Genomic DNA, 22,196 nt, shown 5'->3' on the forward strand with positions numbered 1-22,196 from the left:
CGAGGAGGCTTCTGGCCTGGGTTCCCGGGGGGTCAAGCCACCCTTCCCCCGTTCGAGGAGCGGCTCCGTCGTCCCCCCCCGCGTCCCTCGTCCGTCTCGTCGTCTCCCGTCTCCCGTCTCCCGTCTCCCGTCTCCCGTCTCCCGTCCCCTCGTCTCCGGTCTCCCGTCCCCTCGTCTCCGTCGTCCGTGCGCGTGCGCGTGCGCGTGCGCGTTCTCGCTTCAATCCGTGCAGACATCGCGCACGCGCACGCGCACGCGCACGCGCACGCGCACGCCAGACGGAAGACGGAAGACGGAAGACGGAAGACGGAAGACGGAAGACGAGGGGACGGAAGACCGGAGACGGAAGACGAACCCGGCCATGCTGGCACTCCTCGCCAGCATCTCGGACGCGATCCACGACAGCCGCTACAGCGACGTCACCGCCTTGGCTGTCTCCTTCGCGATCGCGCCCTGGCTCACGAGCTGCCGCAGGTGGGCCTCGAACGTCTGCATCCCGTACGGCGTGACCCCCTTCTCCATCAGCTCGCGCAGCGACGGGCTCCCCTCCGGGCGGCGGATCGCCTCGCGCACCGCGGCCGTCGCGACGAGCACCTCGGACGCCAGGACCTCCCCCGCGCCGTCGCGGCGCGGGAGCAGGCGCTGCGCGACGACGCCCTGGAGGCAGTCGGCCAGCCGGTCGCGCGCCTCGGTCGGGCTCCTGCCGAGCGCGACGAGCCGCCCGAGCGTGCGCGTGACGTCCGGCGTGTGCACGGCCGCGAGCACGAGGTGCCCCGTCTCGGCGGCGTGCAGGGCGAGATCGAGCGACTCGCCGTCGCGGAGCGCGCCGATCAGCACGACGTCCGGGTCCTGCCGCAGCGCCGAGCGCAGCGCGGTCGGGAAATCCGCCGTGTCGACGCCGATCTCGCGCTGGCTCACGCTGGAGCGGCTGTCCTCGTGCACGTGCTCGATCGGGTCCTCGAGCGTGACGATGTGGCGCGGCAAGGTCGCGTTGATCTGACCGATGAACGCCGCGAGCGTCGTGCTCTTGCCGCTGCCGGCCGTGCCGGCGACGACGATCAGGCCGTGGTCGTGCTCCACCATCGCCCGCACCGCCGAGGGCACGCCGAGCTCCTCGAAGGTGGGGATCTTGAGCGGGATGCTGCGCAGGATGATCGCGAGCGAGCCGCGCTGGCGGTAGATGTTGACCCGGAACCGGCCGAGTCCCGGGACGACGTAAGAGGTGTCGAGCTCCTGCAGCGTGGCGAGCAGCTCGCGCGAGGGACGCCCGGCGAGGAGCACGCGCGCCGCGGCCTCGCTGTCCTCGGGCCGGATCCTGTCGACCCGGAAGTAGACCATGTCGCCGCGCACGCGCGCCCCCGGCGGCTGACCGACCTTGAGGTGGATGTCGCTGGCGTGGGCGGCAAGCGCTTTGCCGAGGAGCTGATGGATGAAGGCCTCGGAGGTGTACGGCGTCGTCACGGGGGGCAAGGTACCAAAATGGAACCCAACGGGCCCAAAGCCCGACGGGATGAACCGGAAGCCCAGGGCGCCGCGCAGGACGGCCGCCGGCCCGCGACGGCGGCGCTGGACGTCAGGGCCGCGGCGCCTGACCTCCGCCGGCGCCCGCGCCGGGGATCTCCGGATCCAGATCCCCGGGAATCATGTGAGGATCGACGAGCCCCTTGTCCGCGAGCGCGCGCGCCGCCGAGATCGCGACCGCGCGCTGCTCCGCGGGGACGTCGCGCCGGCCCGACAGTTCGACCAGGACCGCAGCCGCAGCGCGCGCCCCGTCCGGGTCGAGCGGCTCGCGCTGGCGCGGGGGACGCCCGGCGATCCCGAGGAGCGCGTCGAGCAGGGGCGGGAGCGACGAGGGCGGCGCGGCGCGGGCGCGCGCGGCGAGCGGCCCGAGCGCCAGGTCGGCGTCGTCGGCGTACGGCAGCGCGCGCAGGGCGGCGACGGCGATGTCGCCGCCGTCCTCCAGGCCGGCCAGGAGGCCGGAAGCGCCCTCGGCCTCGGCGAGCCGGGCCTGCTCCAGCGGGTCGTCGCCGGCCGCGCGACGCCAGCGCGGATCGGTCAGGCGAGGGCTCGGGGGGCGCGGCGCCGCGGACACAGGCGCGGCGGCCGACGACGAGGGCGGCACGGCCGAGGCGCCGGGGGCGCGCTCGCGTCGGCACGCGAGGGGAGCGGCGAGGACGAGGGGTGCAATCAGGACGAGGCGGAGGAGCCGCGCGAGCCGCGCCGGGACGGACGCCCCGCGCCGCGCGCGGCGGACGCCCCCGCCGCGTACCTCCCGGCTCACGGCTGTTTCCGGCTCACGGCTGATCGATGAGCGAGAGCGAGCGCTTCGTCGGCGCGTTCTCGCCCTCCTGGCGCGCGTTGTACTCGTCGACGACGCGGTTGATGTGCATCGAGCAGAACTTCGGCCCGCACATCGAGCAGAACTCCGAGGTCTTGAAGTACTCCTGCGGGAGCGTCTCGTCGTGCATCGCCTGGGCCGTCTCCGGATCGAGCGAGAGCGCGAACTGCTGCTTCCAGTCGAACGCGTAGCGGGCGCGGCTCAGCGCGTCGTCGCGATCTCGCGCGCCCGGGCGCTTCCGCGCCACGTCCGCCGCGTGGGCGGCGATCTTGTAGGCGATGAGCCCCTGCTTGACGTCCTCGGAGTTCGGCAGGCCGAGGTGCTCCTTCGGCGTCACGTAGCAGAGCATCGCGGCGCCCGCGAAGCCGGCCATCGTCGCGCCGATGCAGCTCGTGATGTGGTCGTACCCGGGCGCGAAGTCGGTGACGAGCGGGCCGAGCACGTAGAACGGCGCCTCGTGGCAGAGCTCCATCTCCTTCTGCACGTTCATCGCGATCTGATCGAACGGCACGTGGCCGGGGCCCTCGATCATGACCTGCACGTCCTTCTCCCACGCGCGCTTCGTGAGCTCGCCGAGCGTCTTCAGCTCCGCGAACTGGGCCGCGTCGCTGGCGTCGTGGAGGCAGCCGGGGCGGAGGCCGTCGCCCGCCGAGATCGTGACGTCGTACTTGGCGCAGACCTCGAGCACCTTGTCCCAGTGCGTGTAGAACGGGTTCTGCCTGTGGTGCTCGATCATCCACTGCGCCATGATCGAGCCGCCGCGCGAGACGATGCCCGTGAGCCGGCCCTTCACGAGCGGCAGGTGCTCGAGCAGCACGCCCGCGTGGATCGTGAAGTAGTCGACGCCCTGCTTCGCCTGGTGCTCGAGCATGTCGATGAGGTCCGCGGCCGTCATCTTCTCCGTGCCCTTGCAGGCCTCGAGCGCCTGGTAGATCGGCACCGTCCCGATCGGCACCGGGGAGTCCGCGATGATCGCGCGGCGGATGCCGTCGATGTCGCCGCCGGTCGACAGGTCCATCACGGTGTCGGCGCCGTACTTGACGGCGTAGCGCAGCTTCTCGAGCTCGCCGCTCACGTCGCTCGTCGTCTGGCTGTTGCCGATGTTCGCGTTCACCTTGCAGAGCGACGCGATGCCGATGCACATCGGCTCGAGGTTGAGGTGGTTCTTGTTGGCAGGGATGATCATCCGGCCGCGCGCGACCTCGCTGCGGATGAGCTCGGGCGCGAGCTTCTCACGGCGGGCGACGTACTCCATCTCCTCCGTGATGACGCCCTTCCTGGCGAAGTGCATCTGGCTCTGGTTCGGGCTCCCGGCGCGCTTGCTCACCCATTCGGTCCGCAACATCGACAACCTCGCTTTCGAGGTGGGCGATGTAGGTCGCGGCCGCGCGCGACGCAAGCCTCGCGTCGCGCCGGGCGGGCGCGCCTTCGAGACGCCGGAGGCCGCCGGAGAGGCGCGCGCGGCGGGCATCTCCGCGCGCAGCCCGCGCTCGGCCCGCGCTCAGGGCGGCGGCGCTTCGGGGAGCTCCGTCATCATGCCGAGCGTCTGCGCGCCGGCCGCCTTCGCGCCGTCGAGCACCTCCACGACCGTGCCGTAGACGGCGCCGTCGTCCGCGACGACGAAGACGATCCGGTCCTGCGGCCTGCTCTGGCGCTCGAGGAGCGGCCTGAGCTTACCGACGAGCTCGGCGCGCTCGACCTTCTCGTCGTTCACCTGCAGCTCGCCCTGGGCGCTCACCCGGACGACGAGCTGGTCGGGGGGCGGCGGGGTGTCCTCCTTGACCTGCTCGGTGTCGGGGACGCGCACGCCGATGTCCTTCTCGAGCAGCGGCGTCACGACCATGAAGATGATGAGGAGCACCAGCACGACGTCGACGAGCGGCGTCACGTTGATGTCGGAGTTCAGCGGCACCGCCGGCTTGACGACGAACTTCTTCTTCGCTCGCGCGCTCATCGCCGCTATCTCCCCTTCAGCTCCTCGACCGCCAGCGAGACGCTCTTCGCTCCCGCCTTGCGCGCCGTCTCCATCACCTTGCGGACGTCGCCGAACGTGAGGCGCTGGTCCCCCTTGACCAGCACCTTGCGCCCCGGCTGCGCGGCGAACTCGCGCGTGAGGCGCTCGGCGAGCCCGGCGTCATCGTACTGGTCGCTCTCGACCCACACCGTCTTCTCCAGCGTCACGGAGAGGATCAGCGGGTCCACTTCCTTCTTCTCCTCGTCCACCTTCGCGGCCTGCGGCAGCTTCACGTCCTTGCCGCGCTGGAGCATCGGCGTGACGACCATGAAGATGATGAGCAGGACGAGGACGACGTCGACGAGCGGCGTGACGTTGATCTCGCTCTTGGGGCCCTTCTGCGGGCCGGCAGCCATCCCCATTACGAACGCTCGCTTCCGGCCGAGGGCCGGGGCTCAAGCGGCCTCTGCCGAGACCGGGCCTGGCGACCGCTGCCCGGATCAGGGCAGGTGGCCCCTCTCGAGGCCGGGCCAGGCGGCCTCTGGCGTGACCAGATCAAGCGGCCTCTTCCGAGGCCGGCGCGAGGCGGCCGTCGAGGCGCTTCGCCACGATGTCGAGGAACTCGTTCGACGACTCCGAGATGTCGATCGCCCGGGCGTCGACCCAGCCCTGGAGATAGTTGTACCCCATGACGGCCGGGATCGCGACGAGCAGGCCGAAGGCGGTTGTGATGAGCGCCTCCGCGATACCCGCCGAGACGGTGCCGAGGCCGCCTGAGCCGGAGGCCGCCATCTGCTGGAATGCAGTCACGATACCCATGACCGTCCCCAGCAGACCGATGAACGGCGCCGTGGAGCCGACGGTGGCGAGGAGTCCGTAGCCGCGCTTCAGGCTGAGCACCTCGCGCTGCGCCTGCCGCTCGAGCGCCCGCGAGACCGACTCGAAGACGCCGTCGCGCTCGTGTCCGTGCGCCGGGAGCCGGGCGGGGGCGCTCGACGTGTAGGCCGCGATCCCGGCGCCGATCACGCGACCGAGGTAGCCGATCTCCTCCTTGGGCTTGGCCGCGGTCCGGGCGCCCTCGAACTCGCCCCGCGCGAGCAGCGGGCCCACCCGCTGCGCGAACTCGCGGGAGGCGGCGCGCGACTTGAACGACACGACGAGGCGCTCGCCGAAGACGACCAACGACGAGACCGACATGATCGCCAGCGCGAACACAATCAGCTTCGCGAAGAGGCCCATGTGGCCCCAGAGCTCAATCAACGTGAATTGCATCGTCTCGCTCGCGCCTCCTGGCGCTCCATGGTGTCGTGATGGTTTTAGCTATGCTGGAACAGCGCCTCTGGACGCCGCAGCGAACTCGACAATACCGCAGAGCGGACCTACCCCGTACCCTTCTCTACTACGTGCCCCGCCCGTTCAACAACCCCTCGCGTCCGGTGATCAAGGGAGCTTGAGCCGGATGTTGAACACGTAGTCCACCGAGACCGGACGCCCCTGGAACATCACCGGGGTGTACCGGCGCCCCGACAGCGCATCGAGGATCGCCCGATCCATGTGGGGGAGTGACTTGACCATCCGGCAGCTGGTCAACGTGCCGTCCACCTTGATGACGCACTTGACAATCGCGAGCCCCTCCACGCGCGCCGCGAGCGCCTCGCGCGTGTACTGCGGATCTCGCCCCGAGAGCATCGTCGGCCGGTTCATCCCGGCGCCGAACGGCAGCACCACGTTTTGCGGCGGCGCCGTGCTGCCCAGCTGCCCGCCGAGCTGGCCGCCGAGCTTACCGCCGATCTCCCCGCCGACCGTGCCGCCGACGGTCCCCCCTTGAACGCCGCCCTCGACTCCCCCCTCCACGCCGCCCGGCTGCTCCGGCGCCTCCGCCTCCTGGGGCGGCTCGGGCTCAGGCGCCTTGGCCTTGGGCTTCTCCGGCATGTCGTAGATGGTGTCGGGCGTCTTGACAGGCTTCGGCTGCTCGATGCGCTGCTCCACCTTCGGGCGCTTCGCGCCGCCGCCTGGTGGGGGCGGCGGGGGCGGCGGAGGCGGGGGCGGCGGCTGGGCGAAGAAGGTGACCTCCACGTCCTTCGGCTTCTCGTCCCGGGGGCGCGTGGCCTGCCAGATGAGCGCGCCGGCGATCGCCGCGTGCGCGACGAAGGAGAGCACTGCGCCCGTCCCGAGACGCCCCTGGGTTGCGGTGGCACGACCTAGTACCGAGTCGAACATAAGGGGTCGTAACTCCTAGACCTCGAGCTGATCAACGTCATGAGCCGCGACGTATGGAAGCGCGCCGCGCCTACCCGGAGTGTACAAGCGAGCGAGTACTACAAAAAAGTCTATTGTCTCGCGCGATTCCTGTCTAGGGTGAGGAGGGACTCGAGGGCCCTACACTCCTGGAGGGAATTCCGTGAAGTTTCTCGAAAAGAGGATGAAACACGGAGCGCGCTTACTACGTGCGCCGTTAAGGCTGTGGGCGGCGGCGCTGCTGCTCGCCATGACTTTGTTGACCGCGGGCCCAGCGCTCGCGCAGACGGGCAACAGCGTTCTGCTCGGGCGGGTGACCGACGCCGCGAGCAAGGCGCCGGTGGGCGATGTGGTCGTGACGGCGACCTCGCCGGCATTGCAAGGAGAGCAGCTCGTCGTCACCGACGGCACCGGGCAGTACCGTATCCCGAACCTGCCGCCGGGCGACTACACACTGAGGCTGGAAAAGGAATCGTATAGGCCGTACAGCCGAGGCGGGATCACGATCCGCAGCGGGACGACCATCCGCGTCAACGTCGATCTCCTCCCCGAGGCGCTCAAGGCGGAGGAGATCGTCGTCGTCGGCCGCGCGCCGACGGTCGACGTCGGGTCGAGCACCGTGGGGCAGAACATCACACAGGACTTCACGCGGCGCATCGCCGTGGCCCCGCCCGGCGGAAAGGGCACGGCGTCGCGCTCGTTCGAGTCGATCGCCGCGGTCACCCCCGGCGCGAAGAGCGATGAGTTCGGCACGTCGATCGCGGGTACGTCCTCGCCCGAGAATCAGTACGTGATCGACGGACTATCCGTGAACGATCCCGCGTACGGGATCGTGGGCACGCCGCTCACGATGGAGTTCATCAAAGAGGTGAACGTGGTGAGCGGCGGGTACATGCCCGAGTTCGGCCGCGCGACCGGCGGCGTGCTCGACGTCGTGACCAAGAGCGGCGGCAACGAGTTCCACGGCTCGGTCTTCTTCAACGTCGTCCCCGGCTTCCTCGAGGCCGAGGGCACGAAGGTGCGGCGCCAGGGCGAGACCGTCCAGACCGACGACCGTATCCTCGCGATCCGCGACTACGGCTTCGAGGTCGGCGGCCCGGTCCTGAAGGACAAGCTCTGGTTCTACGGCGGCCTCGATCTCGCTTTCTCGAGCCTGGAGCGGGAGCGCACCCTGTTCGCGACGCGGTACGAGGGCGACAACCCGCGTCCGGTCGTGGACCCCGAGACGGGGTTCAACATCGCCGACCCCCTCCCGGGCTCGACGCGCTTCTTCCGCGGCGAGGAGCGGACGATCCAGTACCTGGGCAAGCTGACCTACCAGGTCAGCCCGGACCACAACCTCATGCTGTCGGTCTACGGCGCGCCCTCCAGCTCGGGCGGCCAGGGCACGTACTCGTACGACCCGCAGGTCGGCATCATGGATGTCCCCAACCTCGTCGGTACGTACAACGGGCTCGCGCTCAAGTTCGTGTCGTCGTCGACCGACGTCGCCCTGAAGTGGTCGTCGGCGTTCAACAACAAGACCCTGCTGCTCGACGCGACGCTCGGCTGGCACCACCAGCGCAACGCGCGGCTGCCGCCGGACGACTCGGAGATCGGCTCCAGCCGCGGCCTCGCGGGCGTGCCCAACGTGATCTGGACGAGGACCAGGCCGCGGCGGCACTCGATCGAGGAGTTCGAGGCGATCTCGCCCGCGGCGATGGAGATGTGCCGCCAGAGCGACGTGCAGGACCTCGACGCCTCCGGGAGGCCGCGCTTCGACGCCGACGGCAACCCCATCATGGTGCACCGCGTCCCGTGCCAGGTGCGCACGTACACCGAGGGCGGCCCCAACTTCGCGGAGGACTCGCTACAGGATCGCCTGCAGCTCAAGGCGATGGTGACGAGCATCTTCGAGGGCCTCGGCCACCACGTCGTCAAGGGCGGGATCGACGCCGAGGTCATGATGTACGAACACGAGAAGGCGTACCCGGGGCTCGTCTCCTACACGGAGAGCCCGAGCGGCCTGTACTTCGAGGACGGCCGGCAGCTCGGCTTCCTGACGGGCCCGGAGGTCGGCGACTACGTACTCCAGCCCAGCACGTCGGTGTCGTCGATGTCGACGACGCTCGGCGCGTTCGTCCAGGATAGCTGGAGCATCCTCGACACGGTGACGCTGAACGTGGGCGTCCGCTACGACGGCCAGTACCTGTTCGACGACAACGGCAAGCTCGGCATGGCGCTGCCGAACCAGTGGTCGCCGCGCGTGGGCGCCGTCTACGACATCACGCAGCAGGGCAAGTCCAAGATCTTCGCGAACTACGCGCGCTACTACGAGAGCGTGCCGCTCGACCTCGTCGATCGCGCCTTCGGCGACGAGCGGCAGGTCCGGGCGTTCCACAGGGCGGCGCTCAACGGCGACGCGACGGGGTGCGACCCGACCGACCTGGAGGACGCGATGGGAGACGCGCCGGGCCAGTGCCAGAACGACGAGAACCGGATCGAGGGCACCCAGCTCGCGCAGGAGGAAGGACAGGGGCCTGCGAGCTACGATCCGAACACGGTCTGGACGCCGACCGGCACCGGCAGGACGCCGGTGGATCCGGACATCAGCCCGCAGTCCTCGGACGAGCTCGTGCTCGGCGGCGAGTACGAGCTCATCGAGAACGGGCGCGTCGGGGCGATGTACACGAAGCGCTGGATGAGCAACGTCATCGAGGACATGAGCCGCGACGAGGGGAGCACGTACTTCCTCGGCAACCCCGGCAAGGGCATCGCCAAGGACTTCCCCGAGGCGACGCGCAACTACGACGCCGTGACGCTCTATTTCCAGAAGGCGTTCGCCGATCTGTGGCTCGCCCAGGTGAGCTACACGCTCTCGTTCCTGCGCGGCAACTACGCGGGCCTCTTCCGCCCGGAGACCGACCAGCTCGACCCGAACATCACCTCGGAGTTCGATCTGACCTCGCTGCTCGACAACCGCGAGGGCTACCTGCCGGGCGACAGCCGGCACGAGATCAAGGTCTACGGGGCGAAGTCGTTCCCGATCCGGAACGACATGGTCGTGGACGCCGGCCTCACCTACCGGTCCCGCTCCGGCGGCCCCACGGACTTCTGGGGCGCGCACCCCCTCTACGGCGCCGACGAGGCCTTCATCCTGCCCCGCGGCTCCGGGGAGCGGCTGCCGTGGGTCCACAACGTCGACGGCCGCGTCGGCTACTCGGTGAAGCTCTCGAAGGAGAGCTATCTGACCGTCACGATGGACATCTTCAACCTCTTCAACTTCCAGGCGGTGACGCAGGTGGATCAGCGCTACACGCGGCAGTACGTGGACGTGCGCGGGTGCCGCAACAAGGAGCTCAGCGACCTGGAGGGGCCCGACGGCGCGACCTGCCTGAAGACGCTGGACGGCGAGAACTTCGACGGGAGCGTCGACAAGAACCCGAACTTCGGCAAGCCGACGAGGTACCAGGCGCCCCGGCAGTTCCGCTTCGGCGCGCGGGTCACGTTCTAGGCGCGGCGCGCTCGCGAAAGGAAACAAGCGATGAAGATCCGATTGCTTGGTTGGTTGGCGGGGCTCGCCGCGGTCGCGGCAGCCACGTCTCCCGGCTGCTCGCAACCCAAGCCCGAATGCACCGTCGGCAACGCCGCCGTTTACCCCTTCGCCACGAAGTTCTTCCTGCAAGAGGGGGACGCCGATAGCCCCTGCGGCCAGGTGGAAGGGTTGACCGTCGGGCTGCAGGTGTACAACCCGAACGCGGGGGGCTCTCCCGACAGGAGCACGAAGCTCGTCGGGCTCCAGGTGGATCGCGCTGTGTGGACGGCCGACGGCGAGACGATCGCGGAGAGCCCTGATCGAAAGACATACGCGATCGGAACGTTCGAGTCGCTCGAGCCAGACGACGGCGATATCTGCAGGGCCTCGACGCTCTCGCCCGCCGAGGTGCTGCTCGTCCCGCCCGAGGGCGAAGGCGGCGGCGGCCAAGGCGGCGCTGGCGGGGCCGGCGGCGGCGAGGGCGGCGCTGGCGGCGAGGCCGGCGGCGCTGGCGGAGCCGGCGGCGGCGAGGGCGGCGCTGGCGGCGCCGGTGGCGAGGGCGGCGCTGGCGGCGAGGCCGGCGGCGCTGGTGGAGCTGGCGGCGGCGAGGGCGGCGCTGGCGGCGAGGCCGGCGGCGCTGGCGGCGGCGAGGCCGGCGGCGGCGGAGCCGGCGGTGGCGAGCCGGCTGAGGGGCGCTCTCTCAGGTACGAGTGGAGCAACCTGCAGGTGTATGTGACGGCCGCGAACCTGGGGAATACGTTCCAGGCCGACCTCACGTACACCGAGGGGACCTGCACCGCGAAGTACAGGGTCGTCGGGCTCTGGCCCCAGGTTGGCTGCGAGAAGCTCGTCGAGCAGCCGGTGCTGGATCCCGAGACCGAACAGCCGATGGTGGATGAGGACGGAAACGTGGTGACGGAGATCGTCCCGACGGGTGAGCCCGAGGACAAGCTCTGCGACAATGAGCCGGACGCGGAGTCGCCCTACTTCATCCCCGCGGCCTCGGGCATCTCCGAGGATCTCAAGGTGAAGTGCGATCCCAAGATGCTCGTGTGCGTGCTCGACTCGCAGACGGTCCCCGCGCTCAAGTAGTCAGCCCCGCGGCCTCCAGGGCGCAGCGCGACGCGCGGCGCCCTGGATAGGCTCTCTCCGGCTCGGGCCGCGCGGCCCGAGCCGCGGGCCGATCCCGCTCGAACCGACCCACCCCAGATCCTTCGTTCCACCCGGGCTCCCCGGCGTGCGCCGCGCGCGGCGTCCGTCGCCGCGCATCCAGCGCCGCGCGACGGCAGTCCCGCCCAGGGATCGCGCTCGTGCGGCCGTGGCCTCGACCTGGGCACGGCTTGGGCGGCTGTGGCCCAGGGCGAGGCTAGGGCGACGGCTTGACGGTCAGCCTGGCCAGGGCCGCGCACGCAGAGCCGCTCGGGATCTCGAGCGCGGCCGTGAGCGCGCACAGGCGCGAGGCCCGCCCGAGCGCGGCCGGATCGCCCGAGACGATGGCCCGCTTGGACTCGTGCACGGCGCGGCCAGAGAGCATCGTCCGCGCGCGCTCGGGCAGCTCTGCGCGGCGCGCGGAGAGCAGCTCGCCGAGCCGCGGGCCGGGATCGGCGGCCGGCGCCCACGTCCACGCCGAGGCGACGAGCGCGTCCACGAACGCCGCGCGCAGCTCGTCGCCGCCGCGCGCGCCCTCGCACGGCAAGGCGGGGCCGGTCGGCCCGACGTCGGCGGCGGTGAGCCTCCGCTGCGCGATCCGCCGGATCAGACCGCCGCGCACGCCGGCAAGCGCGCCGTCGTCGTCCGAGAACGCTCCCGCCTTGAACCGCACGGCGAGCGCGGCGCACCGCTCGTCGCGCTCCGCGCGCCGCCGCTCCTCCTCGCGGGCCTTCTCCTCGGCGCGCAGCCGCTCCTCGCGCTCGGCCGCCTCGCGCGCCTGCGCCGCGGCGCACTCCTCGAGCCGCGCGGCCACGCGCCGCTGCTGCTCGCTCGTCGCCCGCTCGACGTCGTCGGGCGCGATGTCGCGGACGGCGCACACCTCCGCGCGCGCGAGGACCGCGTCGACCCGCGCGCGGGCGGTACGGACCCGCACGATCACCGACAGCGCCGCGACGATGACGAGCGCCGACGCCACGATCGTGGCCAGCTTGCGGATCTGGCGGCGGCGGTAGGCCCTGGCCAGCGCGCCGCCGCCGCTCTCGTCGAGCAGCTTGCGGCAGCGGCCGATCATCTTCTGCCAGTACGCGATGTCCTCGGCGAGCGCCTGGAGCGGCTCCGAGAACGGGGGATCGCGCCGGACCTTGTTCGCGAGCCGCTCGAGGCAGAGGCTCGCGTCGGGGGCGTGCCCGTGGTCCGTCACCTCGGCGACCCCCTGGAGCAGCCCGCCGATGCGCCCCGCGTAGACGTCCCAGGCGATCAGGGCCTCGGGCTGGGTCTCCGCGAGCCGCTCGACCGCCTCGCGCACCTCGCCCATGGGGAGCAGGCGCTCGACATCTTCCCTGCGGACGCCGGCGAGCTTCGCCGCCTGATCGACGCCGCGCCGGAAGCCGCCGAGGAGCCCCTCCGGGGCGAGCTCGCGGAGCCCCTCGGGCACCCTGCTGGCCTGGATGCACGTGCCGGCGTGGTGCAACGGCCCCATCGCGCAGGTCAGGAAGGTGCCCCCGAGCTTCACTTCCATGGAACCGTCGCTCTCCTCTACCCCGGACGGCGGGGCGCGGAAAGACTCGCGCGACGTCCCTGGCGCATCATCGGCTGCTGCGCGGGGCCTCGAGATCCCAGAGCGCGTAGAGCACGTCGACGTCGTACTCGGTGTGTCGCCAGCCCGGGTGGAGCCGGTAGCTGCGCGGGAGCAGGCCCGCGCGCAGGATGGCGTCGGTCTGCTCGGCGAAGGTGTAAAGATACATGCTCACGCCGGACAGCTCGACATCGGAGAGCGGGCGCGCGGCGCGCTCGTGCATCCGGAGGTGGGGCCTCCGCTCGACGATGCTCACCAGCATGCGGCCGCCGGCTCGCAGCGCGCCGGCGAGGTTCTTCAGGACGAGCGGGAGATCGTCGCAGAACTCGAGCGTGCCGAGCGCGAGGGCGACGTCGAACCGCCCCCACGAGCGCGGGATCGGCAGGTGGTAATCGTGCCGGTGGTAGGCGCCCTGGGGCCGCTTCTTGCGCGCGATCTCGAGCATGCCCTCGGCGATGTCGAAGCCCACGACGTCGATGGACGGCGGGAGATCGCGGGTGAGGTGGCCCGGCCCGCAGCCCGCGTCGAGCACGCGGGCCCCCTCGGCGACCGTCTCGCGCAGGAACGCGCGGACGGGCTTCTCGTAGTGCTGGATGTCCTTCCACGTGGAGACGTAGTCGGGCGCGAAGTCCTCGTAGTAGTCGACGAGCCGCTCGATCCGGGTCGATCGCTTCATGGACGCCTTCAGGTGATGTCGTCGACCGCCTGGACGGTCTCCTGGATGTCGTGCTGGTGCTTGTGGCCGAGGATCTCGCGCGCCCGCCGGTCGTCGACCATGCACACGTAGCGGATGTGATCGAGCTCGGGGGCCGGGAACGAGGTCGCCCTGAAGCGCCACAGCCGCGGGATGATCGTCTGCATGACGAAGTGGGGGATCGCCGCGCGCGTCCGCCCCGTCAGCTCGATGACGCGCGAGAGCGGCAGCGGCGCCGGCCCCGCGAGGTTGAAGATCCCGCGCACGCCGGGCCGGAGCGCCGCGACGATCGCGGAGACCACGTCGTCCTGGTGGATGACCTGCACCATCGGATCGAAGCCGAGGAGCGTCGGGATCACGTTGAGCCGGAGGTAGTTCGACGGCGCGTTCCGCACCGAGCCGAGGATGTGGACGGGCCTGAGGATGACCGTCTCGGTCTGCGGGTGCTTCCAGAAGAACGACTGCGCGAGCATGTCGACCTCGATGAGGTCGCGGATCTCGCTGAACGACGCGCCGCCGAGCAGCGGGGCGTCCTCGGTGATGAACTGCGGGTTGTCGGGGCGCGGGCCGTAGGCGTTCGCGCTCGACAGCACGATGAGCTTGGGCACGTCGTACTGCGCGACGAACTCGAGCAGCCGCTGGAACCCCGCGAGGTTCCAGCTGTGGTGCTCCATCTGGCTCACGCGCGGATCGTGCATGACCCCGAGGTGGACGACCGCGGCGAGCTGCTCCTGGCGGAAGATGTCCTGGGTCTTCTTGCGGCGGATGTCGATCTGGTGATGCTCGATGTCCTTGGGGCGCCCCTCGAAGCTGCGCCTGTCCACGCCGATCACGCGCTGGTCGCGGTGCAGGCGCCGCGCGAGACGCCGTCCGAGACGACCGCAGATGCCGGTGATGAGGACGGGCCGGAGGGACGGATCGGAGTCTGAGCCGGGGCGGCGGGCTCGACCGAGCATTCGTTCGCTCATCGGCTCGACGGTCGCTTTCGAGGGCCCGGTGGTCAAGCCCTTCCTGCCTGTGCAGGCCCTTCCTGCCTGTGCAGGCGCACGGGAGTTTTGGTATGGTCCTGCGCCCATGCGCGGCAGAACGACGCTCGCCAGGCTGAGCCACTTCGCCACGCGCAGCGCGCTGCCGCTCGCGCGCCTCGGGGTCGACAGCATGCGCGGCACGCTCGACGACGCCACGATCCGGCTGCTCGGTCAGGACTTCGAGGACCGGCTGCGCCGGGTCGCGCTGCCGCATGCCGCGGACGGCGTCGACCCGTTCGGGCTCGACCGGGCGTGGGCGAAGTACGCGATCGGCGTCGCCGCGTTCTTCCATCGCTTCTATTTCCGGACCGAGGTGTTCGGCATCGATCGCGTCCCGACCGGCCGGGTGCTGCTGGTCGCCAACCACTCCGGCCAGCTCCCGTTCGACGGCCTGCTCATCGCGGCCTCGATGTTCCTCGACGCGGAGCCGCCGCGCGTGATGCGGAGCATGGTCGAGAAGTGGACGCAGACCCTTCCGTTCGTGGCGACGTTCTTCTCGCGCGTGGGCCAGGTGGTCGGCGTGCCCGAGAACGCGCGGCGGCTGCTCGACATGGGCGCGGCGATCCTTGTGTTCCCGGAGGGGACGCGCGGGATCTCGAAGGGGTTCTCCAGCCGCTACCAGCTGCTCGACTTCGGGCTCGGGTTCATGCGGCTCGCGCTCGAGACAGACACGCCGATCGTGCCGATCGCGGTCATCGGGGGCGAGGAGCAGTACATCTCGCTCGGCAACCTCGAGTCGGTCTCGAAGGCGCTCGGGATGCCGACGTTCCCGGTCATCCCGCAGCTGCTGCTCCCCGGCGGGCAGCTGCCGCTGCCGACCAAGTACCGGATCTACTTCGGCGAGCCGATGACGTTCCGCGGCGACCCCGACGACGACGACGCGGTGATCCAGGAGAAGGTGGCGCTCGTGAAGGGGCGGATCCAGTCGATGCTGAACCGTGGGCTGAAGGAGCGGAAGAGCGTCTTCTGGTGAGCGCGTGACGAGCGCGCCGCGGTGAGCTCTCGGGGCGGCCGGGGGATGGCCGCGCCGCGCCGGGTGCTCAGGCGCCCGCGAGCGTGACCACGGCCTCGGGGCCGGGCGAGAGGACGCGCGCGGGGCCGCCGAGGATGGCGGGCTCGTTGCGGAGGCCGTGGCCGATCGGCAGCCCGGCGACGACGGGGACGCCCAGCGGGAGCAGGCGGTCGCGCAGGACCTCGCCCACCGTGACGCCGTCCGGACCGGGGTCGCATTGCTCGAAGTCGCCGAGGACCACCGCCGCGGCCTGCGCGAGGTGGCCGCCGACCTCCAGCGTCGCGAGCATGCGATCGATGCGGTAGGGCCGCTCGGTGACGTCCTCGAGCAGGAGGACGCACCCCTCCGGCACCCGGAGGCGGCCGGCCGCGGCGCAGGCGTGGAGCAGGGCCAGGTTGCCGCCGAAGAGCGGCCCCTCGGCGGCGCCGGCGCGCAGCGCGGTCAGGCCGCCGTAGCGGCGCTCGCCCGCCGGGTCCTCGAGGGCGCGGAGCAGCGCGGCGCGGGCGCGAGCGTCGCCCCGCCCGAGGGCGGCGACGTGGGCGCCGTGGAGCGACGCGACGCCGGCGCGCGCGGCCTCGACGTGGAGGGCGGTGATGTCGGAGAAGCCGACGATCCAGCGAGGTTGCTTCGCGAGGGTGGTCCAGTCGAGCCGGTGGACGAACCGGTTCGCGCCGTAGCCGCCGCGGGCCGCGAAGATCGCGCGCACGTCGGGGTGCGAGAGCGCGTGGACGAGCTCTTCCCTCCTCCGCGCGTCGCTGCCGGCGAGGTAGCCGGTCCGCGCGAACAGCCCTCGGCTGGAAGGCGCCGAGAGCGATGGCGCCCCGCCTCCGCGGCTGTCGCCGGCGAGCGGCGGACCGCCGCCCGTGTCGAAGAGCACGCGGTAGCGCTGGGCGAGCCAGCCGATGCCGACCCACGCGAGGACGCGCTCGAACGGGCTGGAGGGGGCGATCACGGCGACTGTGTCGCCTGGCCGGAGCGCCGGGGGGAGGATCACCCGAGGAGGCATGCCTCCGCTGCGCCTCCGCGGCTCACGCTCTCGCTGGTGCGCGGCGCCTCCGCGCGTTCGATGCGCTGTCGCTGGCGGGCGGGGCTAGGGAGCACCGGAGTCGTCGTCGAGGAACTCCACGTCTTCATCGGCGTCGACGTCGACCTCGTCGGAGGCAGGCAAGGGCGGCGGCGCAGGCGGGATGACCGATCGGGGGGCGAAACCCCCGGGCGGCGGCACGGGACGGGGCGGCGCGATGGTGGGAGGACGCGGAGGCGTCGCGAGCGGCTGCGGCGGCGCCACGGACTGCGGATACCCGCCGGAAGAGACGGACTGCGCGGCGGCATACCGGGGATTCACGGCCACCGTTGGATGGGTCTCTCCTTCATCTTCAGCTTCATCGAGCCCGCCGCGCGCCGGCGGCTTCGCGAGGCCATCGAGCTCGGGCAGCTGCGTCGGCGCGGCCTGCGCCCCTGCAGGCTCCGCCGGTTCAACGTGGCCGGAGTCCTCCGGATGGAGCTCCTGCCCGCCATCCAGCGCCACGTCGACTGCGTCGCTGCCCGCGTCCATCAGGTCGCCGCGCGACGCGTCGCCGTACGCCTCGACCTGCGGCGGCTCCGCCTCGACCTGCGGCGGCGCCTCGACCTGCGGCAGCTCCGCCTCGACCTGCGGCGGCGCCTCGACCTGCGGCAGCTCCGCCTCGACCTGCGGCGGCTCCGCCCCGACCTGCGGCGGCTCCGCCTCGACCTGCGGCAGCTCCGCCTCGACCTGCGGCGGCCCTGCCTCGATCCGCGGCTCCGCGTCGGCCTGCGGCGGCTGCGCGTCGGTGAGCCCGGCGAGCTCGTCCTGCGGCGCTTCGGCGCCGGCGTGCGCCCCCGCGCCTGCATGGCCATTGGCCAACGCGGCCGCGGCCGCGGCCTCCGCGCCGAGCGCCTCGAAGGCCGGCACCCGGGGCGCGAGCGGCGGCTCGGTCAGCGGTAGGCCCGGCGGCCTGGTCGGCAGCGAGGGCGGCGGCGGGGTGCGCTTGAGATTCCCGGACTTCGCGCGCTCGAGGCCCGCGGTCGCGTCCGGATCTCCCGCCTTCATGCGGAGGACGCGGCGCCAGGCGTCCGCCGCCTCTCGCCCCTCGCCGAGCTCTTCCTCCCAGATGCGCGCCACCTTGCGCGCGAGCTCCGCCCGCTGCGCCGGATCGCGGCCGCGGAGGATCTGGTCCTCGTACAGCAGGATCATGCCCCGGTGATCGCCGAGATCCTGCAGGAGGCCCGAGAGCTCGTTCATCACGTCGTGATCCGAGGGAGACAGGTCGTGGAGCTTCTTCAGGTCCGTCGCGGCGCCCTGCCGGTCGCCGAGCACGTCGCGCCGCAGCCTGGCCCGCCGCTGGAGGAGCTTGCGCACGAGCGGGCCATCGAACACCTCGTCGAGCGCGCGGTTCAGCGTCGCGCCCACGCGGTGCGGGTCGCCCACCTCGCGCCCGAGGGCCTCGAGCGCGTCGAGCGACGCGTCGTCGACGTGCGCGAGCACGGCGTCGCCGACCCAGCCGAAGGCGCGGTCGACGTCGCCGAGATCCTGGTGGGCGATGGAGGCCGCGCGGCGCAGGAGCGCCGCCCGCGTACGGCCGCCGTCGCGGGAGCCCTGGCCGCCGGCCGCGAGCGCCTCCGCGAGGATGGTGCGCAGCGCGGTCGACCGGGAGCGCTCGTCGCCGTCTCGCGCCACCCGCTCGAGGGAGGCGATCGCCTCCTCCTGGACACCGCCGCCGAGCGCCAGCTCGAAGAAGCTCCTCGCCCGATCGATGGCGCCATGCTCGCAGGCGATCTCGGCGGCGCGGGCGAGCGCCGCGAAGCGATCGGCCGGCGTGCGGCACCGGCTCACCTGGCGCTCGAACAGGTCGATGATGAGGCCGGGCGCCCCGGCCAGCGCCGCCAGCCGCACGAGCAGCGGCTCGACCTCGGCGGTCGGCACGCTCGCCAGCGCGCCCTCGCCGTGATGGACGGCCTCCAGCGGGTCGAAGCCCACCGACACCCGGACCTCGGCCTGCCGCACGAGCTCGACCGCGCGGGCCGGGCCCGCGAGATCCCGCGCGAGGAGCTCATGGGCGACCGTGAGGGCCTCGCGATCCTGGAGCTCGACCGCGATCACCTCGAGCTTCTCCGCGAGGTCGGCGTCGGCGGTGCGCGAGCGCGCGAGCTCCATCCCCACGCGCGCGGCGTCGCGGGGGCGGCCGACCTCCACGAAGCGCTCGAAGGCGCCGCGCAGCGCGACGTCGCGCCCGGCGCGCGCGATCGACTCGTTCCAGGCGACCAGCTTGGTCGCGACGACCCCCTTCCACCCGAGCCGGTCGCCGAGCGCGACGTACGCTTCGCGACACGGCTCGTCGCCTTGGTCGGCGAGCCGCTCCAGGAGGGACAGCGCCTCGTCGCTCCGGCCGAGCGCCTGATCGAGGACCTCGGCGAGGCGACGGGTCATCTTCGACGCCTCGTCCTCGTCCCCCTCCACCTCGATCAGCGTCGCCATGAGGCGCGCGACCTTCGGCCAGTCGTTCAGCCGCTCGGCGAGCCGCTGCAGCCGCGCGACAGCGTCGAGATCGTCCGGCTCGGCGGCGTGGACGATCTCGAGCGCCCTGACGGCGCCGTGCGGGTCGTCGAGCGGCCCCTCGTACAGCGCCGCGAGCCGCTGCGCGAGGTCGAGCTGCTCGGGGCCGTTCACGAGCGCGAGCTCGCGCTCGAGCGCGCCAGCGACGCCCCTCAGGTTGCCGCGCTGCTCCTCCAGCTCGGCGATCGCCCGGAGCGCGATCCGGTTCTCCGGATCGAGCGTCGCCACGATCGACTCGTAGCGCGCGATCGCCCCCTCCACGTCGCCCGAGCCCTCCGCGAGCATGCGCGCCTGGCGCAGGGCGAGCGAGATCTTGCCGGGGTGGCTGTCCGTGACCTCGCTGAGCCTGCGGAGGAGCTCCGCGCCCTGCTGGTGATCGCCGCGCTCGCTGGCGTCCTCGGCGAGCCGCGCGAGCGCCTCGGCGTCGTCACCGTCGGTGAGCAGGAGCGCGAGCGTCGCGCGCTCCCCGTCGCGGTCGCCGAGCTCGCGCTGCGCGGCCGCCGCGGCCCGCCGCGCAGCGACGCGCTGCGCCCTGTCGCCGAGCAGCTCGGCCCGGCTCAGCAAGAACCGCACGAGCTCGGGCAGCCGGTTCATGCGCCGGTAGAGGTCCTCGATCGCAGGGGAGGCGGCGTCGCTCACCGGATCGATCTCGATCGCGCGCTCGACCCGGTCGAGCGCGCCCTCGACGTCGCCCGCGCTGAGGAGCAGCTCCGCGGCGTGTACAAAGAGGACCGGCCGCGCCTTGCGGTCCGCGAGCAGCGCCCGCTCGCAGAGCGCCCTCGCCGCCTCGACGAGCCGGCCCGCGGCGACGTACGCCTTCTCCGCGAGCTCCCACAGCTTCGGCTGCCGCAAGAGCTCGGCCGCCTGGCTGAACGCGTCGCCCGCGGCGCCCGGCTCGCCGAGCCGCATCCGGAGCTCGCCGAGCTTCTGGAGGAGCGGCGCTCGGGTCAGCTTGTCCTGGAAGCGGGAGGCCGCGTCCGTGAGGACGCGCGCCGCGAGGTCGAACCGCTCGCCCCGCTCGAAGAGCTTGACGGCGGCCTGGATCGCCGTGCTGTCCTCGGGCGACAGGCCCGCGACGCGCACCCACGCTTCAGCTGCCGCGATCGGGTCGCGGCGCTTCTGCTCGTGGAGCGAGACCAGCTTCTTCTCGATCTCGATCTTCTGCGCGACGTCGGGCGTCGCCGCGGCCTCCAGCTCCAGAAGCGCGGCGAGGTCGTCCCAGCGGGAGCTCCGCTCGAGCAGCCGCCGCAGCTCGGCCTGCGCCTGCGCGTCGCCGGGATCGAGCTCGGAGAGCAGCTTCCAGGCCTGCACCGCCGTGTCGACGTCGCGCAGCTGCGACTCACAGAGCCCCGCGACGTCGCGCAGCTGCGCCTTCCTGCGCTCGACCGGCGCCGTGGGGACGCGCGCCGCCGCGAGCAGGACGTCCCGCAGCTCGGCGAAGCTCCGCTTCTGACGGAGCTGCTCCTCGGCCTGCGCGAGCGCGTCCGGGTTGGCCGGATCGGCCTTGAGCACCTCGCGGAGCCTGGCGAGCGGCTGCGGCCTGCGGAGCTCGGCCTGCTCCTCGCTCGAGGGCTGCGGCGCCTCCGGCAGGGCCGAGCCGCCGCGGGCCTCGGGCGGCGCCGCGGAGCTGGGCGCCGCCTGCGCCGAGGCGGCGGCCGCGTGCGACGCCGGCGCGCCGAGCGCAGGCGCGTCGGGCGGGGCAGCGAGCGAGGAGGCCGGCGCGAACGCGGCCACCGCGGGCTCACCCCGCTCCGCCGCGACGGCCGGAGACGCAGCGATGCCGGAGGGCGGCGCCGACGGCTGGCGCGGAGGCGCGGCGCCCGAGCCCGGCGGGACCGACGGCGCGCGCGAGGAGGCGGCGGCCGCGCCCGCGGGCGGCGGCACCGACGGGAGCCGCGGCGGGGGCGGCGGCACGGACGCCCGCTTGCGCGCCTCGGCGGCCATGAACCCGGCCGGGTTCACGTGGAGGTAGGCGAGGTAGCGCGGGCGGAGCTCGGCGGTGCGGCCGAGCTGCTTCGCGTAGTGATCGGCGAGCTGCATCGCGCGGTCGTGCCCCGGCGCCGCGCGGAGCGCGTACACCGAGTACGAGTAGCCGTACTCCTCATCGTACGTCTCCGCGAGCGCGACGAAGAGCTCCGCGGCCTCGTCGCGCTCCGGCTGCGGCACCGGCTCGCCGGCCTCGATGCGATCGACGATGGCGACGCCGATCGCCTGGATCAGCCCCGCGTCGTGCGGCAGGAACGCGCGCGCGTTCCGCAGCGCGACCGTGGAGCCCGCGAGATCGCCGGCGCGGCGCCGGATGTCGGCCTCGTCGCGCAGGAGGGCGAGCCGCCGCTCCGGATCGTCGATGAGCGCCTGCTCCATCGCGAAGTAGGGGATCGCCTCGGCGTACTGCTGCTGGGCCTTCAGCATCTCGCGCGCGGCGTAGATGGCGTACACGTTATGCGGGTCGAGCTCCGCCAGGCGGCGCCAGTTCTCGAGGGCGCGCTCCGGCCGCGAGAGCGGCGGCTCGCTCCACAGCCTCCCGAGCTCCTCGTGCAGGGTCGACAGCTGCGCGCGCACCTCGGGCCGCTCGAAGAGCAGCGGCGTGAGCGCCTTGACGAGCCGCTCCAGCAGCGCGACGAGCGCCTTCTGATCGCCCTTGTCGCGGTAGAGCTGCGCGAGCCGCTCCGCCGCCGTCCGCTGCGTCGGGTCCTTGTCGATGGCGATCATGAGCGTGCGCGCGGCGTGGTGCGCGTCGCCGATCGTGGTGGACCACACGTTCGCGGCCTCGCTGAGCCAGTGCGCGGCGTACGACGGATCAGCGGTGGAGCTGCCGACGCGCTCGAGCAGCATCGCGTACGATCGCGGGTCCTGCTCCCCGGCTCGGTGCGCATACGCCAGGGCTTCCGCGTCATGTGGATTCGTGACGAGGCGCTGGATGAGCGTTTCCATCTCCCGGGGATCCATCGGTGCGCGGCGAAGTTACACGTTAGCCTCCGCCTCGTACAGCGACTCTCGGCGCAATTCGCGTTCGGACGCGGCTGTCTTGTCTACCCGCGTGGTCTGCGCAGGCCATGCGGGGCTGGGCGCGGAGAGTCGGCCCGAGGCGACCGCGTCTACCGCGCGCAGCGAGGCTG

Annotated in this window: 15 protein-coding genes; 3 read left to right on the forward strand and 12 right to left on the reverse strand. The window is 72.3% G+C overall.

The window, feature by feature from the left end; translation table 11 throughout:
• Positions 1-408: 408 nt before the first annotated feature.
• The 7 genes from WME89_RS26990 to WME89_RS27020 form a co-directional block, all read right to left on the reverse strand.
• Complete coding sequence (locus WME89_RS26990; protein WP_438002594.1) at positions 409-1,461, reverse strand: type IV pilus twitching motility protein PilT; 1,053 nt, start codon at positions 1,459-1,461, stop codon at positions 409-411.
• 112 nt (positions 1,462-1,573) lie between these two features.
• Positions 1,574-2,281 carry a thiamine biosynthesis protein gene (locus WME89_RS26995; protein WP_438002595.1) on the reverse strand — a complete coding sequence of 236 codons (708 nt, stop codon included), beginning with the start codon at positions 2,279-2,281 and terminating at the stop codon, positions 1,574-1,576.
• Between the two features lie 13 nt (positions 2,282-2,294).
• On the reverse strand, positions 2,295-3,683 hold the full coding sequence (gene thiC, locus WME89_RS27000) for a phosphomethylpyrimidine synthase ThiC (RefSeq protein WP_438002596.1): 1,389 nt from the start codon (positions 3,681-3,683) through the stop codon (positions 2,295-2,297).
• Positions 3,684-3,839: 156 nt separating this feature from the next.
• Complete coding sequence (locus tag WME89_RS27005) at positions 3,840-4,292, reverse strand: ExbD/TolR family protein (protein WP_438002597.1); 453 nt, start codon at positions 4,290-4,292, stop codon at positions 3,840-3,842.
• A gap of 5 nt (positions 4,293-4,297) precedes the next feature.
• Complete coding sequence (locus WME89_RS27010) at positions 4,298-4,714, reverse strand: ExbD/TolR family protein (RefSeq protein WP_437617479.1); 417 nt, start codon at positions 4,712-4,714, stop codon at positions 4,298-4,300.
• Positions 4,715-4,847: 133 nt separating this feature from the next.
• The gene (locus WME89_RS27015; RefSeq protein WP_438002598.1) at positions 4,848-5,564 is read right to left on the reverse strand and encodes a MotA/TolQ/ExbB proton channel family protein; all 717 of its coding nucleotides are present in this window, start codon (positions 5,562-5,564) and stop codon (positions 4,848-4,850) included.
• 168 nt (positions 5,565-5,732) lie between these two features.
• Positions 5,733-6,512, reverse strand: a complete 780-nt coding sequence (locus WME89_RS27020; protein WP_438002599.1) for an energy transducer TonB — start codon at positions 6,510-6,512, stop codon at positions 5,733-5,735.
• A 268-nt stretch (positions 6,513-6,780) separates the two neighbouring features.
• Here WME89_RS27020 and WME89_RS27025 point away from each other — a divergent pair, with 268 nt between their 5' ends.
• Together WME89_RS27025 and WME89_RS27030 are read left to right on the forward strand one after the other, a co-directional pair.
• Positions 6,781-10,023 carry a TonB-dependent receptor gene (locus WME89_RS27025; protein WP_438002600.1) on the forward strand — a complete coding sequence of 1,081 codons (3,243 nt, stop codon included), beginning with the start codon at positions 6,781-6,783 and terminating at the stop codon, positions 10,021-10,023.
• Positions 10,024-10,053: 30 nt separating this feature from the next.
• Positions 10,054-11,136: a hypothetical protein gene (locus WME89_RS27030; protein WP_438002601.1), complete on the forward strand. Its 1,083-nt coding sequence runs from the start codon at positions 10,054-10,056 to the stop codon at positions 11,134-11,136.
• Positions 11,137-11,410: 274 nt separating this feature from the next.
• Here the strand turns inward: WME89_RS27030 and WME89_RS27035 are convergent, their stop codons facing one another.
• From WME89_RS27035 to WME89_RS27045, 3 genes are all read right to left on the reverse strand, one after another.
• A complete protein-coding gene (locus WME89_RS27035) occupies positions 11,411-12,712 on the reverse strand; it encodes a hypothetical protein (protein ID WP_438002602.1) in 1,302 nt (433 codons plus the stop codon).
• Between the two features lie 67 nt (positions 12,713-12,779).
• Positions 12,780-13,445 (reverse strand): class I SAM-dependent DNA methyltransferase, encoded by a 666-nt coding sequence (locus tag WME89_RS27040; protein ID WP_437617488.1) that lies wholly within the window; start codon positions 13,443-13,445, stop codon positions 12,780-12,782.
• Between the two features lie 8 nt (positions 13,446-13,453).
• On the reverse strand, positions 13,454-14,419 hold the full coding sequence (locus WME89_RS27045) for an NAD-dependent epimerase/dehydratase family protein (RefSeq protein WP_438002603.1): 966 nt from the start codon (positions 14,417-14,419) through the stop codon (positions 13,454-13,456).
• 118 nt (positions 14,420-14,537) lie between these two features.
• On the opposite strand from WME89_RS27045, the gene WME89_RS27050 reads away from it, so the two are divergent.
• Complete coding sequence (locus WME89_RS27050) at positions 14,538-15,464, forward strand: lysophospholipid acyltransferase family protein (protein WP_438002604.1); 927 nt, start codon at positions 14,538-14,540, stop codon at positions 15,462-15,464.
• Positions 15,465-15,531: 67 nt separating this feature from the next.
• Here the strand turns inward: WME89_RS27050 and WME89_RS27055 are convergent, their stop codons facing one another.
• Positions 15,532-16,509: a S66 peptidase family protein gene (locus WME89_RS27055; RefSeq protein ID WP_438002605.1), complete on the reverse strand. Its 978-nt coding sequence runs from the start codon at positions 16,507-16,509 to the stop codon at positions 15,532-15,534.
• Positions 16,510-16,593: 84 nt separating this feature from the next.
• Entirely contained in the window at positions 16,594-22,011 is a 5,418-nt protein-coding gene (locus WME89_RS27060; RefSeq protein ID WP_438002606.1) for a hypothetical protein, read from the reverse strand.
• Between the last annotated feature and the right edge of the window lie 185 nt (positions 22,012-22,196).

The sequence above is a fragment of the Sorangium sp. So ce321 genome, from assembly GCF_051530195.1.
Taxonomy (GTDB): Bacteria; Myxococcota_A; Polyangia; order Polyangiales; family Polyangiaceae; genus Sorangium.

Bases quoted from the DNA above. Each gene is read 5' to 3' on its own strand.
- thiC (WP_438002596.1), bottom strand. From the start codon at position 3,683: ATGTTGCGGACCGAATGGGTGAGCAAGCGCGCCGGGAGCCCGAACCAG.
- WME89_RS27005 (WP_438002597.1), bottom strand. From the start codon at position 4,292: ATGAGCGCGCGAGCGAAGAAGAAGTTCGTCGTCAAGCCGGCGGTGCCG.
- WME89_RS27010 (WP_437617479.1), bottom strand. From the start codon at position 4,714: ATGGGGATGGCTGCCGGCCCGCAGAAGGGCCCCAAGAGCGAGATCAAC.
- WME89_RS27015 (WP_438002598.1), bottom strand. From the start codon at position 5,564: ATGCAATTCACGTTGATTGAGCTCTGGGGCCACATGGGCCTCTTCGCG.
- WME89_RS27020 (WP_438002599.1), bottom strand. From the start codon at position 6,512: ATGTTCGACTCGGTACTAGGTCGTGCCACCGCAACCCAGGGGCGTCTC.
- WME89_RS27025 (WP_438002600.1), top strand. From the start codon at position 6,781: ATGACTTTGTTGACCGCGGGCCCAGCGCTCGCGCAGACGGGCAACAGC.
- WME89_RS27030 (WP_438002601.1), top strand. From the start codon at position 10,054: ATGAAGATCCGATTGCTTGGTTGGTTGGCGGGGCTCGCCGCGGTCGCG.
- WME89_RS27035 (WP_438002602.1), bottom strand. From the start codon at position 12,712: ATGGAAGTGAAGCTCGGGGGCACCTTCCTGACCTGCGCGATGGGGCCG.
- WME89_RS27040 (WP_437617488.1), bottom strand. From the start codon at position 13,445: ATGAAGCGATCGACCCGGATCGAGCGGCTCGTCGACTACTACGAGGAC.
- WME89_RS27045 (WP_438002603.1), bottom strand. From the start codon at position 14,419: ATGCTCGGTCGAGCCCGCCGCCCCGGCTCAGACTCCGATCCGTCCCTC.
- WME89_RS27050 (WP_438002604.1), top strand. From the start codon at position 14,538: ATGCGCGGCAGAACGACGCTCGCCAGGCTGAGCCACTTCGCCACGCGC.
- WME89_RS27055 (WP_438002605.1), bottom strand. From the start codon at position 16,509: ATGCCTCCTCGGGTGATCCTCCCCCCGGCGCTCCGGCCAGGCGACACA.
- WME89_RS27060 (WP_438002606.1), bottom strand. From the start codon at position 22,011: ATGGAAACGCTCATCCAGCGCCTCGTCACGAATCCACATGACGCGGAA.